Raw genomic sequence first — 14,405 nt, forward strand, 5'->3', positions numbered from 1 at the left:
ATAGAAGCTCTTATCGTTTGTTATCGAAATTCATTACTTTTTAAGGCTTAATTTATTGCCTTTCAAAGATTTGCGAACATTTGCGATACGTGAACGATTCTTCGCACGCGCTTCACCCGTTGCCTGACCCGAAGCCTTATTTGTACGGCTACGGCGTAAATGCGACGGCTTTTTACCAATTTTATCAATCAGTACTTCACGGCTGCTTACTTCATAACCTGGTAAAACAACACGCTTGATGCGCTGTCCAATTAGCTTTTCGATATCGAATAAAGTGTTTTCTTCCTCACGGCTCACAAACGAAATAGCTTGGCCCGGCTTACCAGCACGACCTGTACGGCCGATACGGTGTACGTAGTCTTCTGCAAGCCAAGGTAGGTCGATGTTGATCACACGTGGTAACCCTTCAATATCAATACCTCGGGCAGCTACTTCGGTTGCGACTAGTACGCGAACTTTACCTTCTTTAAACTCGCGTAAAGCGCGGCGGCGGTTACCTTGGGTTTTATCACCATGACAAACAACAGCAGGAATACCATCAAGGTTAAGCTCCTTTACAAGCTCATCGGCAGTTTCTTTCATGTTTACGAAAACAAGTACTTGCTGCCAGTTTTTCTTTCCTATCAATTCAGATAAAAGCTCTTGCTTACGGCGCTCTTCTACAGGATACACAACATGTTGCACTGTTTCTGCAGTACTGTTTGTTTGATCAACACGAATGATTTCAGGCTGCTTTAGTACTTTACTCGCAAATTGTTTAATTGCCGCCGGGAAAGTGGCAGAGAACAATAAGATTTGACGCGCTTCATCACAGCCATTAATAACCGTTTGCATATCGCTGATAAAGCCCATGTCTAGCATACGGTCAGCTTCATCAAGCACTAAATGCTTAACATTAGCTAAGCTGATGTTACCTAAACGAATATGATCAAGTAAGCGCCCTGGCGTTGCAACTACAATGTCAACACCCGCTTTCAAATCGTTAGCTTGACCCGCTAGATTGATACCACCAAACAAGCACACTGTTTTGAGTTCAGTGTATTTTGCAAACGCTTTAAAGTTATTAGCAATTTGCTCAGCTAACTCGCGAGTAGGTGCAAGCACTAGTGCACTTGGTGCATTATTTTCGCTAACAGTTGATTCTGATAATTTTTGGATAAGTGGTAAAGCAAATGCAGCGGTTTTACCCGTGCCTGTTTGCGCACTGACGAGTACGTCTTTGCCTTTTCTTATTGCAGGAATTGCACTACGTTGAACGGGAGTAAGCGTTTCGAAGTTAAGCTCTTCTAATGCCTGTAAAAGCTCAGAAGAAAAACTAAATGATTTAAAATTCATGCTGTATAACCTGCGGCCATCATATCAAGGGTCGCAAATTATACAGAAAAAAAATGACTTTAGTTAGTTATAACTTAACTAAAGTGCCTTTTAATGCCACACCAGCGATAAACGTACCCGCACCACATTGATATTCTGTTTGGCTAACAAACTCACGCTTCTTGTAATACGATTGAATATTTACAACTGCATTCATGCCTTCACGGACAGCACGCTCTTGTAATGCTTTTAAAGCACTTAGCATTACCCACTCACACGCTTCTCGGTCAGTTTTATTAAATGCATTGGTTTTCTTGTTGGTGATCACTTCACCATAAGTTGTTTTAATCGTGTTATGACTTTGATCAGCAAAATACAGCGGAATATCTAACAATGCTTGTTTCGCTTTGGTGGTTTCAAGTAATGCTTGTACAGGTAGTGTTTGTAAATCATCACGTGCAAAACTGTTTGCTGAAAACAAACAAGCTACTAAAACACATGCAAGGGTCAATAACTTCATTTAAAAATTCCTTCTATAAAATTTCCATGCAACGCCAAAACCGACCGAAACATTATAATCTTGCTTCACGAGTGGGCTTGCATCTTGTTGACTGTTAGCAAGATGGTGATATTTAACAAAACCACCTAACCAATACTTTGGTGTGTCAAAATGTACCCCAATTGATACATCAGCACCAGAAAAACCTGAACGACTTGAGTATGCTTGGCGAGTTTCATTGCTATGTAAGTCACTCACTCCATAGTAGTAATCAAGGTATTTATCGCTAGCAAAGTTGATATTGCCACGAAACGCTAATGAAAATTGTGAATCCGCTTTTTCGATGATCGGCACTCGATAATACACACTTGGCCCATAACGCCAGCCAATATCATCAATACCAGAGAAATCTGTCGCAATGGCTTTGCGTGCAAACAGGCTTAAATACAAGTGCTGTCTAGAATTTGGTTCACCTATTAAGTAGTAATTAAGCGAAGGCCCTAATTCAAACACCCAATCTAGATCATCCATACCTTCTCGGGCTTTGTTATCTTCACTATCAACTGCAAGACCTACGCTTGCAGATAAATCTAAATGGAGATTTTCTTGCTGCCACAAAAAGCCAGTGAAACTATTACGGTCTATGGCCATTGTGTCACTTTGATAACGAAAATAAGGCACAGGCAATAGGTATTGCTCACTTTCATCTGAACCTAAATAATGCGGGATATCTGCATAAAAAAGGCCTGCACCGAACTCCATTTTTGCAGTGCCCTTTTCTCCACTGTCTTCTGCAGCATAAGCATTAAAAGTTAGAATAAATAAAATACTTATGATGCAGCGCTTGATCATGCTTGCCACTTTTTAAAAATTAACGAGGTATTGATACCACCAAACGCAAAGTTATTACTCATAATGTAATCTGTTTGCATTTCACGGCCATTGCCTTTGATATAATCTAAATCAGCACACTCAGGGTCGACATCCGTTAAATTGATAGTAGGTGCAAACCAACAATCATTCATCATATTGATACTCGCCCATGCTTCAATGGCGCCACACGCTCCTAAGGTATGACCTAAATAGCTTTTTAATGAACTAATAGGTTTCTTGCCAAGGGCGTTGAAAGTCGCTAGAGACTCCGCAATATCACCTCGATCTGTTGACGTACCATGAGCATTCACATAGCCAATTTGATCCGCTGTAAGCTGTGCATCATGAAGGGCCATTTCGATAGCCACTTGCATTGTTTCTGCGGTAGGTTGCGTAACATGTTGACCATCTGAGTTACAACCAAAACCGACGAGCTCCGCATAAATGGTTGCTCCACGGGCTAGGGCATGCTCATACTCTTCTAAAATGAGTGTGCCTGCACCTTCACCAATAACCAGACCATCACGATTTTGATCAAATGGTCGTGGCGTGCTTTTCGCAGCATCATTTTTTGTGCTGGTCGCGTACAAGGTGTCAAATACCGCGGCTTCTGTGATGCATAACTCTTCTGCGCCACCAGCCACCATGGCTTTTTGACGGCCATACTTTATCGCTTCGTAAGCATAACCAATACCTTGCGAGCCCGATGTACAGGCAGAGCTGGTGGTGATCACGCGACCTTTTAAACCAAAAAAGACACCCACATTCACAGGCGCTGTATGCGCCATCATCTGGATGTAACTGGTGGCCGTTACGCCCGTCATTTCGCCGGTTTCCATCATTTTTGCAAAAGCCAATAATGGTGGTGTTGACCCCGTTGACGAGCCAAAAGCAATGCCTGTAGAGCCATCGGTTAGGCTAGGATGCTCTAATAGCCCAGCTTCTTCTAAAGCAAGCTCTGTAGTACGGGTCGACATCATAGCAACACGCCCCATTGAGCGAACTTGTTTACGCTTATAATGACTTGGTTTAGTAAAATGAGTAACAGGTGCCGCTAGTCGAGTGTTTAGTTCTGGCGCCACATCCCAGTCAGTCATGTACTGAACGGCATTTTCACCTTTTTGCAAAGCGGTTTTAAACTCGCCCCAGGTATCACCTAATGCAGTGATGGCAGACATGCCTGTAACAACAACACGCTTCATTACACCATACCGCCATTCACAGAAATAACTTGGCGGGTGATATACGCAGCGTCATCGGAACACAAGAACGACACAGTGCCAGCTACTTCATTAACTGAACCCATACGTTTTAATGGAATCATTTTTAGCATTTCATCAACCGGTAAATCGTCTGTCATTTCGGTTTCGATTAACCCTGGTGCCACGCAGTTAACGGTGATCTTACGCTTTGCAAGCTCAAGCGAAAGCGCTTTGGTCGCACCAATAATGCCCGCTTTAGCGGCACTGTAGTTAACTTGCCCGCGATTACCGGCAATCCCTGACACTGATGCCATAGTGACAATCCGGCCACCTTTACGACCTTGCACCATTGGCATCACCGTTGGATGAACCACATTGTAAAAACCGTCAAGGCCCGTGCGGATCACTTTATCCCAATCATCACCTTGCATCGCAGGGAACGCCATATCATTCGTGATACCAGCATTACAGATCACCCCATAATACGCTCCGTGCTCGGCAATATCAGCTTCAATTTGTTGTTTCGCACGCTCTCTATCGCAAACATCAAATTGCAATAGGCTTGCATGACGACCAAGCGCACTAATTTCTTCACAGGTTTGCTCTGCTTCAGCCACACCACTGCGACAATGAACAGCAATATCAAAGCCATCGTTAGCTAATCTAAGTGCGATTGCTTTGCCAATACCACGGCTTGAGCCGGTGACTAAAATACGTTTTGTCATTGATTTTCTCTTATAAACTGCATGGGGTCTTGTGGTTGAAACACATTGATTTTTGCTTCTGCTAAGCATGTTTCATCGCTGTGTATTTGACACTCAAATACACTTAACCCTGATTCTTCTTGATATAATTTTGTCACCGAGACTTTAAGCGTTTGCTCGTTTTTAAATACCGGTGCATAGGTTTTATATTTGCGCGTGCCAATTAAAAAACCAATTTGTACTTCATTTCCTTTGTCTTTTGCCAGCGCACCCGCGTAAGCTGCGATAGTTTGCGCCATATATTCACAGCCAATATAACTGGCAACCCCATTTAAGCTCTCGTCATAAAACGGGCTTTGTGAACTAATATCCACTTCACAGCAACCTGACTCTTCGCTGTAACTAGATAGGCGATTGAGCAATATCATTGGTTCGCTATGAGGGACGACTTGCTCAATTTTATAGTGATTCATTTAGATGTCCTAGTACTACACTGACATTATTGCCACCAAAGGCAAACGAATTTGATAAACAGGTGTTAATTACTGCCTTTTCTGGCTGTGTTATTAAACCAATTTCAGCCAAAGAGTCGTCTTTTATCACCTGATTACATACTAATTGATTAAATTCCGGGTAGGCCAAATAGAGCCAACATAAGCCCGCTTCTAAGGCACCTGCAGCACCTAGAGTATGGCCGGTCAAATGTTTAGAAGAGCTCACTTTAGTATTTTTTCCAAATACCTCACTGATTGCCAGAGATTCCATCGCATCATTTTGCGGTGTAGCTGTTCCATGGGCATTAATGTAGTCAATATCTGAAGGTGTTAAATTCGCGTCTTGCAATGCCATTGTCATAGCTGCGATTGCACCAGAACCGTCTGCAATCGGTGCTGAAATATGGTGGGCGTCAGAGCTTTCACCACCACCTAAAAAGGCAATACTTTGTTTTGTGTGCTGCTCTTTACTCATAATAAATAATGCTGCGGCTTCACCAATATTGATACCAGCTCTGTCGCCACTAAACGGCTTACAGATTTCATCGCTGATCGAAGATAACGAATCAAAGCCATTAATAGTGAGTTGACACAAGCTATCTACCCCACCACAAATTACCACATCGGCTAAATCAGCACTGAGTAAGGCACGCGCACTAATAAGCGCCTTGGCACTTGAACTACACGCAGTTGAAATGCTGTAACTTGGCCCCTTCGCAGCGAGTTTTTTGGCAATATAATTGGCGGGTGCAACGAGTGCTTGGTCGTAATAATCAAATTCCTCTGGCCACTTTCCCTTCGCTGCATGGGCTTTTCGGCCTCTCTCACCTTCTTGAATTGCAGCAGTACTGGTACCAATCACCACAGCAATACGGCTACTCGGAATGTCTATGTTTGCTAATGTGTTAGCAATTTGCCCCAGCGCTAAATCGATTAGCTGATAAAATCGCATTGATGCGGTTAATGGCAGTTCATCAACCAAACCCACAAAGGTTGGGCGCTGCTCAAATGCAAGCGACGTCACCTCTGTGAGTGTTTGTTTAGGTTGCAAGCTGATACTTTGCATTGTTTGTTGATGACCAACCCCCAATGCACTAACAATACCTAAGTCGTTAAGCCAAAATGGCATAATCAATTAACCCTTTGAAATTTAATTTTGTAATCTCGCTGAAAGTTTACAAGTTCTGTTGCACCGCCTAAATAGCGAATTTCACTAATTAACTGCTCACCCTGATATAAGCGTCGCGTTGAGCCTTGTTCAACCAAGCTCAAACCATAAAGCTGCGAGTTAAGCACAGTAACTGGCCAGTGTACAAGCATGATATCAGCAAGAATATAGCGAGGATCAACCGCGTTGATAGGAAGCATTTTTTCGCTTTTAATTGGCCCTTGTGGCGCTTTTTCTAACTGAAAAATTGGCATACCTTGAGCCGTCATAACAGCCAAGTTAATACCCGTTTCACTGTTTAAACTCAGTTGCGCTAGTAATGTATGCTGCTCATCGCCATGGCGTACTTCAAGCACTTGCTGCCAATTATCGGCAACTAATGACGGCGGTGGATCAAGCAAATAAATCCCTGCATTTGGCGCTAAATCAACGCCCGTTTTTACTGCAAATTCACTGGCACAACTTGCCACTAATATGCTCAAAGATAAGAGCAAAGAGCGTGTTAGTCGCGACATAATTCAACCAACGTATTTAAGCGTTTGTTGCTTTGTTTTACAAATGGGTTTTGTAAATCCCATGCATAACCCGCAAGAATAGCACTGATCAACTCGCGCACTTGTTGGTTTTTCTCACTGTAAAAAATCACGTCCTGAAAAGAGCCATCATACCAAGCACTGACGTAGGTTCTAAAGCAATTAACCCCTTGTTGCAAAGGCTCACTGTAATCGTTTTTGAAATCAACTTGCTCACCACGTAAGTAGCTATCAACTAAAGGAGCGACCAATGAGGCTGATTTTAATGCAATCGTCACCCCAGATGAAAACACCGGATCTAAAAACTCACCAGCATTACCAAGTAGTGCAAAATGCTCACCATACAAGCTCGACACATTAGCCGAATAGCCTTTGATAGCACGCGCTTCACCAATTGCTTCACGATTGGCTAATAACTCACTTAAATAGCTATCTTGTTCAATAAATTCATTTAAACCAGCGAGTGGTTGTTTATCATTAAGTTGCTCTGGTTTACCGACCACACCAATGCTTGCCGTACCATCACTAAATGGGATCAGCCAATACCAAATATCTTTATGCTCTGGATGAACATTAATTAAGATTTTTTCACGGTCGAACTGGGGAGCGCTAATATTATCTTTAAAATGGCTGAAAAAAGCCCAACGTACAGGGAAATTTGATGCTGACTCTAAATCAAGTAAGCGAGGTAATACTCTGCCAAAACCACTGGCATCAAGTACAAAGCGCCCTTTAATTTGATAGCGCTGCTGGTTTTCATCCGTAACATCAAGTAAAGCGCCATCCTCACAATCGGTGAACGCTAACACGCTATGTTGGTAACGTATTTCAGCCCCCTGCTGCATGGCACCATCGGCTAAGCATTTATCAAAGTCAGCGCGTTTTACCTGAAAAGTCGTGCCAGGGCCTTCGCTAAATTTCTCGGTAAAATCTATTGTTGTGTGGTCGCCACGACGCTGAAACGCCGCCCCATTTTTAAACTGAAAACCAAGCGATTGTGCCTGTGTTTGCACCGGTTGTTCAAGGCCTGCTTCTGCTAAAAAGCTCATGCACTGGGGTAATAAACTTTCACCAATCGAAAAACGCGGAAAGGTTTGCTGCTCTAACACCACCACATGCCAACCTTTTTTCACCAATAAACTTGCAGCCACGGCACCGGAAGGACCCGCACCAATAATAACAACATCAGCCTGTTGAACTTGATTATTCACCTATTATTTTTCCTTATTTTTAGGTAATGCAATACTGAGCGGCGCAAAGATATAGATACATATTAGCCCCACTAATACTGTTAATCCGAAACTGAAAATGGCCGGTGTTTTCGAAACGGCCAACATGCCAAATACCCACATCGATGATGCCGCTGACAAACTAATTGCGAGTACATTGCTCGAGCTTAAGTTATTGACCTGATAAAACACCAAGTAATCGATTGCCAACGCTAATATCAATAAACAGCCTAACAAATTAAAAATCGATAGCTGAGATTGCAGCGCACTGCAGAGTAGCAGTACAGCCGCGGTAGTTAGTACAAGTACTAACGTTTGTTTACACGCCGTTTTAAAACCAAATTTAACGCTAAAGAGTAATAACGCAAAGGTCATCGCAATGGCCAGTGTCACCAGTAACGAATTTGAGTAATGACTTAAACCTTCGCTTATCATCGCGACTTTATCGTAAACAATTAAATCTGGGTAAGCGTTGGCTAAATCCATCAGCTCGGATTTATTTACACCGGTTACCATAAACCAGCTTGCGGTTAGTGTATTGTTTGAGATCACTTGGTTAGCGATTAACGGCGCTAACGGTGAATTAAGTGCCGCGTTTAAATCAAGCATTGATGTTGAAAGCTCAACGGTCGTCCCTGTCATTTGGCTAACCACACTCATCGCTTGCTGGGCCGAATGCAGTTGCTCGTAGTTTTGCTGTTGTAATTGTTTACTAGGCACTAAGTCACTAAGCATCACAGCAGTGCCATTAAGGCCGCGAATAGTTGCTTTTAATGTTTCTTGTTCTACTAATAATTGCTGCGCATTATCAGCAAATAAAATCATGATTTGACCATTATCTTTACCTAATAAAGACATATGCAGCGCTTCGTTTTGCATTAAATCAGCAGGACTTGCATTTAACAGCTTTACATCATCATTAATCACAGGGGGTTTTAGTAAAGCAAAAGCACTCAATAACACTAGCATCAGCATGCTGAGTGCGACGCGATAATGCGCTAATCGTTTTAAATAACCACTTAAGCAGTTAGCTAATCGACGCGCAGCAGTGTTTATGGTTAAACCAGCTTGCCAATAAGGCAATAAAATACGGGTGCAAAGCCAAGCTGTAACTAGCCCTGCAACAACGAAAACACCCACTTGACTGAGTAACTGCACTGGCGAGAAAAACAAACTCGCGTAACCGAGTGTGGTAGTTAGTAACGACAACACCAGCGCCAGTTTGAGCCCTTGGCTAAAACCTTGCGGCTGCTCGGTTAAATCAAGCATGCCATGAAATGCATAATCAATGGCAATACCAATCAGCGTCACGGCAAACACCATGGTTAATACATGCACCTGACTAAAAATACTGATCAGCGCAATGGTGCCGCCAATAGCGGCGCTTATCACGGTTACAGAGGCCAACCACAATGCGTTTATCGAGCGGAACACCCAGACCACCATCACAATAAGTGCCAGCAAGCTCACCGAACCAAACAAGGTCATTTCAAATTTGGCTTGCTGTGCATTTGCTGCGGTATGAAATAAAGCACCGGCATAGCGAATTTGTGTATCTGGATAGCGGCCTTCAAGCTCAGCGATATAGGCAACAATCTCATTGCTCAAAGCTATTGATTGATTTATTGAAAAGGCATTGTCAGTACTTTGCACGAATAACATTAAATACTCATCACCTTGATAGTTAATGTTAATTCGGCCATCTTGCAGCTCAAATTGCTGCATGTGTGCCATAGCCTCAGATAAGAACCCCGCTGTGGCAAGTGTTGGGTCTTGGTTGATAGTACTTGAAACAAAAGGATCAGCGACTTTACTCAACTGGCTAAAGTAATACTGTTGAAAGCGATTAGCATCGCCAATCGCTTGTTTATATTCCTCGGACACTAAATGCCCAGCGTACTGACCGTAAAATGCTGCCAACTGGGATATTTCTGGTAACTTAAAACGAGGCTCAATATGTTTGCTAGAAAGCCACTGTTCTAAATCATCATAAGCTTTTACTGCATTCTCACCACGAAAAGAAAAGCTCAACTGCTGTTTATTAGCCGCAAAAAAGTGTTCTTCGACTTGCTGTAAGCGCGGCTCTGACTTTGGTAACAAAGCCAAAATATCATTATTCAACGTCGGCTGTTTTAGAATAAAAACAACCACTAAGGCGCTAACTAATAGGCTCAGCCAAGCAAGCGTTAGACCCCATGCTTTCACTGTTTTTGCTCAATTTGAGGATACGCAAAGCGTAATACCGTAAAGTTACCATTTGCTTCTTGAAGACGCACACGGCTCACTTGCTTTGCTGCTACACATAATTCGAACTGACTAAATAGCTGTTTTAGCAAGTCATCTTTAGGCAATAAAGTCTGACAACCGGGCTCTGCATGATCTGTCATCGTAAATTGCTCAGCAAGTGCCACTTCATCATGCTTTAAAATCGCTTGCAGTAAATTAACGTAAGGCTCAGCGCCTTTTTGTAGCTGCGGCTCACCTTTAGCGTTAAGGGTATATACTTGCCCTTGCTTGATTAATAGCGTGCTTTTAACCGGAGATTCAACCTTCCAAGTGAGGCCATCTTCAGCAAGTTCAAACGAACCTGTTGATATAAAAGGTTTACTAAACCCTTTAAAATGCTTTTCTTGGCTAAATGTGCCTTGCTCTGTCACTGCGCTCGATGCAAACACAGGAAAAAAAACGAGCACACTCAGTAACAACACGCTTAATCGCATTAAATCACCTTTTGAAGTTTTTCATGTAGCACAGGCGGCGAAACAAACTGCATTTCTTTTTTCTCTATATCAACCGCAACTTGGATAGTCGTTGCTTTGGTTAACTTTTTACCTGTAGCGCAATCAGTGATTACGTAATCGATACGTAATCGTGTTTCATATTCTTTTAAGTAGGCATCAACGCGGATTTTTTGTGTAAATAATGCTGAGCCGACGTACTTAATATGCATGTCAATAATCGGCCACGCATAGCCAGACTCTTGCATTTGCACATAATCATAATCAAACAAACGCAGTAATTCGCAGCGCGCGACTTCTAAATAGCGCGGGTAATTACCATGCCATACCACATTCATTGGATCGCAATCATGAAAAGGAATTTCAATCTCAACATGAGTGCTCAGCAACGAGCCACGACTATGCATATAAACTCCAACGTTTTGTTTGAATAGCGTCAACTGTAAAACGAAGAACAGCCTCTAGAGGACGGTCTTCATCAAGCAGCGGGAAAAACTCGCTAATGTCTTGATACATACTTTGTACATCAGGGGTTAAACTAGCAAACTCAAGCTCGCCACTATTAATACGTAAACGCAAACCTTGAATACTCGCAAGCAAGGTACTAGCAACCACTTGCTCGGTAAGTTGCAATATACGCAAACAATCTCGCGCAGCGATGGTTCCCATGCTCACTTTATCTTGGTTGTGACACTCGGTTGAACGAGAAAACACACTTGCTGGCATGGTTAGTTTTAATGCTTCAGCCGTGTATGCACTGGCACCAATTTGGACCGCTTTAAAACCATGGTTAATGTAACGACGTTCATCATTACTCGCCGATAAATTAGAAGGCAAACCATTGTTATAGCGCGTATCAACTAAGGATGCGATTTGTCTGTCTGCTAAGTCGGCTAAATTAGCAACAGCGGTTTTCATGCTATCCATTACCATTGCAATATGACCGCCATAGAAGTGACCACCATGCAATACGTGCTCACCTTCACCATCGATAATTGGATTATCATTTGCCGAATTTAGTTCATTTTCAATCATTTGCCTAAACCACGGCAAACTATCTTGCAGCACACCAATAACATGTGGAGCACAGCGAATTGAATACCTATCTTGTAAGCGGTCAGCATTACGCGGGTGTTCTACATGGTTTAAGTCTCCACGGATCCATGCAGCTACTTGCTGTTGCCCTGGATGTGGCTTCACCGAAAACAAAATATCATCAAAGTGATGACTGTTACCCTTTAGTGCAAGGCTTGCAAGGGCTGTTATACGGCTGGTTAATTTAGCTAGATAATCTGCTCTATCATAAGCAAGGCATGCCAAAGCTGTCATTACGGCCGTGCCATTCATAACTGCCAGCCCTTCTTTCGGGCGCAGCTTTAATGGCTTTAAACCAAGTTCTTGCATCACCTCTAGACTGTTTTTAATTTCGCCTTTGTAATACACATCACGCTCGCCAACCATAGCACCGGCTACATATGAAAGTGGCGTTAAATCACCACTGGCTCCCACTGACCCTTCTTGCGGGATCACCGGTACGATATTGTGATTTAAAAAGTCACGTAATAAATTCAACATCTCCCAGCTAACGCCGGAATAACCTTGTGAAAGCGAACTTAAACGGCTCGCTAAAATAGCACGCCCTTGGACTTGATTAAACACATCACCAAGGCCACAACCATGAAATCGAGTAAGATGCAGTGGTAACTCATTAACTAAATCAAGCGGCACTTTTACGGTTACCGAGTCGCCATAACCTGTGGTAACACCATATATCACGCCATCATCTTCAAGCAACTTATCTAAAAACGCGACGGCGCTGTCTATTTTATTCGCAAATTGACGATCTGATGTTAACGCTACAGCACCTTGCTCTAATGCAATATGAACAATATCTTCGATTGATAAACGCTGTTGGCCAAATACGGTAGTCGAGTGCTCTGACACCTTAGTTCTCCTTGTTTTGACTACGAGACACTTGCTCGTCATTTTGCCAAAAATCATAAAAATTAAACCATTGATACGGATAGGCCGCAGCATAAAAACTGAGCCTTTGCGCATAATCGCTAACAATTTGTTGTAATGTTTGTTGCCTCGTTTTACGCGGTAAAACGAGCTTGTCGGCGTATTTTTCAAAAATCACGCGGTAACATGTCTCGCCATTTTGCTTTTTATCTTTTAAACAAAACAGATGAAACACCGGGCAATCTAACAGCGCAGCTAAAATAAATGGCCCTTGTGAAAAAGGGGCTGGCTTACCTAAAAAGTCCGCTTCAATCACTCTTCCTGCGGTGGTGGTGCTGGTTCTATCACCAACAATCACCACAATTTCACCCTGCTCGACTTTTTCTTTGAGCATAATTGCCATATCTGGGCCAAGATCGGTTACTTGAATGAGGTTTACTGCAACATCCGGATTGATACTTTTCAGTAATTTATTAAATTCAACAGCATGATGCGTAAACACCAATACATTGATCGTTTTACTATTTCGGTGTTGGCTAAGAGCTCTACACACCTCTAAATTGCCAAGGTGTGAGCCAATAAAAATAGCCCCTTGCTGCTCATCGAGTTGTTCAAACAGCGCTTCGTTGGTATAACGAATATTATTTTGCTGAATTCGTCCAAGCCAGGCATCAATTTTGTCAAAAGCGCTGTCAGCAAAGCAGCGAAAATGACGAAAGCTATCGCGCCAAGTAACCGCTTTGCTATTGCCATTCACTTTACGCGTTTGAGTTAAGAATGCATATGACGCTTGGCGGGCAGTTTTGCCTGTTAAAAACAAATAAAACACCACCGGAAACAACACCAACCACAAGCCTTTTCGACCAAATACGCGATAACATACGAGCAATATCTGCATGCCTAAGCGATTGCCACGTTCTTGCATTTTTGACCAGTGCTTTACAGCCATTAGCCAGCCACCTTACGCCAAAGTAGCTTGGGAGAGCGTAACAACATACCAAAGAATAAACGCGTATGCAGCCAAGAAATTCCCACGTTATCGTGTAAGGCTCGAAAGTGAGATACACCATTTTCAGGGTAAATGACCTGGGTTGGCAAAAACGTGACTTTAACACCTTGCCAATAAAGCCTGACTAAAATTTCAATATCAAAGTCCATGCGCTTGCCAAGCGTTTGCTTAGCCATTAATTGTTCAACGGCTGCTAAGGGGTAAACCCGAAAACCACACATTGAATCAACAATATCAAAGCTGAGCGTTTCTACCCAAACCCAAAAATGGGTGATGTAACGACTCAAATAACGATGCTTTGGCACGGAGCTATCATAAATAGGACAACCACTGATCACCTTGTTAGGTGATGCATTACTTAGTTCAATCAACTTACTAATATCTGCTAACGAATGCTGGCCGTCAGCATCAACCTGAATGGCATGGCTAAACCCTTGCTGATAGGCAGCCAGCAAGCCAGTTTGAACTGCCCCACCCTTACCTTGATTTTGAGCATGGCTTATCAAGGTCAAAAAATCGTACTGTGCGTCAAGCTCTGCAAATACTTGCTTGGCATCAGCGTCACTGCCATCATCAACCATGATTATCGGCAGCTGTAGCTCTTTTAGCTCATCGAGTACAGCAGCAATAGCATGGGTGTGATTGTAATTAGGAATAACAATACAAAACTGGTTCATGGC

Annotated in this window: 15 protein-coding genes; all 15 read right to left on the bottom strand. The window is 42.8% G+C overall.

The window, feature by feature from the left end:
• Nucleotides 1–33 precede the first annotated feature (33 nt).
• The 15 genes from AOG27_RS18825 to AOG27_RS18895 all read right to left on the bottom strand — a co-directional run bounded on the left by AOG27_RS18825 (nt 34) and on the right by AOG27_RS18895 (nt 14,402).
• Nucleotides 34–1,335: a DEAD/DEAH box helicase gene (locus AOG27_RS18825; RefSeq protein ID WP_054554537.1), complete on the bottom strand. Its 1,302-nt coding sequence runs from the start codon at nt 1,333–1,335 to the stop codon at nt 34–36.
• A gap of 67 nt (nt 1,336–1,402) precedes the next feature.
• Nucleotides 1,403–1,834: a hypothetical protein gene (locus AOG27_RS18830; protein WP_054554538.1), complete on the bottom strand. Its 432-nt coding sequence runs from the start codon at nt 1,832–1,834 to the stop codon at nt 1,403–1,405.
• Nucleotides 1,835–2,665: a MipA/OmpV family protein gene (locus AOG27_RS18835; RefSeq protein WP_054554539.1), complete on the bottom strand. Its 831-nt coding sequence runs from the start codon at nt 2,663–2,665 to the stop codon at nt 1,835–1,837. It lies immediately after the preceding gene.
• A complete protein-coding gene (locus AOG27_RS18840; RefSeq protein WP_054554540.1) occupies nt 2,662–3,888 on the bottom strand; it encodes a beta-ketoacyl-ACP synthase in 1,227 nt (408 codons plus the stop codon). The genes AOG27_RS18835 and AOG27_RS18840 overlap by 4 nt, the downstream gene beginning before the upstream one ends.
• Nucleotides 3,888–4,613, bottom strand: a complete 726-nt coding sequence (gene fabG, locus AOG27_RS18845) for a 3-oxoacyl-ACP reductase FabG (protein ID WP_054554541.1) — start codon at nt 4,611–4,613, stop codon at nt 3,888–3,890. Before fabG ends, AOG27_RS18840 begins: the two co-directional genes overlap by 1 nt.
• Nucleotides 4,610–5,065 carry a hotdog family protein gene (locus tag AOG27_RS18850; protein WP_054554542.1) on the bottom strand — a complete coding sequence of 152 codons (456 nt, stop codon included), beginning with the start codon at nt 5,063–5,065 and terminating at the stop codon, nt 4,610–4,612. Before AOG27_RS18850 ends, fabG begins: the two co-directional genes overlap by 4 nt.
• On the bottom strand, nt 5,052–6,215 hold the full coding sequence (locus AOG27_RS18855; RefSeq protein ID WP_054554543.1) for a beta-ketoacyl-ACP synthase: 1,164 nt from the start codon (nt 6,213–6,215) through the stop codon (nt 5,052–5,054). Before AOG27_RS18855 ends, AOG27_RS18850 begins: the two co-directional genes overlap by 14 nt.
• A 2-nt stretch (nt 6,216–6,217) precedes the next feature.
• Entirely contained in the window at nt 6,218–6,769 is a 552-nt protein-coding gene (locus tag AOG27_RS18860) for a DUF3261 domain-containing protein (RefSeq protein ID WP_054554544.1), read from the bottom strand.
• Nucleotides 6,757–7,998, bottom strand: a complete 1,242-nt coding sequence (locus tag AOG27_RS18865) for an NAD(P)/FAD-dependent oxidoreductase (RefSeq protein WP_054554545.1) — start codon at nt 7,996–7,998, stop codon at nt 6,757–6,759. Before AOG27_RS18865 ends, AOG27_RS18860 begins: the two co-directional genes overlap by 13 nt.
• 3 nt (nt 7,999–8,001) lie before the next feature.
• On the bottom strand, nt 8,002–10,221 hold the full coding sequence (locus AOG27_RS18870) for an MMPL family transporter (RefSeq protein ID WP_054554546.1): 2,220 nt from the start codon (nt 10,219–10,221) through the stop codon (nt 8,002–8,004).
• Nucleotides 10,218–10,736, bottom strand: coding sequence for an outer membrane lipoprotein carrier protein LolA (locus AOG27_RS18875; RefSeq protein ID WP_054554547.1), 519 nt, complete (start codon nt 10,734–10,736; stop codon nt 10,218–10,220). The genes AOG27_RS18870 and AOG27_RS18875 overlap by 4 nt, the downstream gene beginning before the upstream one ends.
• The gene (locus AOG27_RS18880; RefSeq protein WP_054554548.1) at nt 10,736–11,161 is read right to left on the bottom strand and encodes an acyl-CoA thioesterase; all 426 of its coding nucleotides are present in this window, start codon (nt 11,159–11,161) and stop codon (nt 10,736–10,738) included. Before AOG27_RS18880 ends, AOG27_RS18875 begins: the two co-directional genes overlap by 1 nt.
• A complete protein-coding gene (locus tag AOG27_RS18885; RefSeq protein WP_194441360.1) occupies nt 11,154–12,698 on the bottom strand; it encodes an HAL/PAL/TAL family ammonia-lyase in 1,545 nt (514 codons plus the stop codon). Before AOG27_RS18885 ends, AOG27_RS18880 begins: the two co-directional genes overlap by 8 nt.
• Nucleotide 12,699: 1 nt before the next feature.
• Nucleotides 12,700–13,665, bottom strand: a complete 966-nt coding sequence (locus AOG27_RS18890) for an acyltransferase (protein WP_054554549.1) — start codon at nt 13,663–13,665, stop codon at nt 12,700–12,702.
• Nucleotides 13,665–14,402: a glycosyltransferase family 2 protein gene (locus AOG27_RS18895; RefSeq protein ID WP_054554550.1), complete on the bottom strand. Its 738-nt coding sequence runs from the start codon at nt 14,400–14,402 to the stop codon at nt 13,665–13,667. Before AOG27_RS18895 ends, AOG27_RS18890 begins: the two co-directional genes overlap by 1 nt.
• Between the last annotated feature and the right edge of the window lie 3 nt (nt 14,403–14,405).

The organism is Pseudoalteromonas lipolytica (genome assembly GCF_001306915.1).
GTDB classification, from domain to species: Bacteria; Pseudomonadota; Gammaproteobacteria; order Enterobacterales; family Alteromonadaceae; genus Pseudoalteromonas; species Pseudoalteromonas simplex.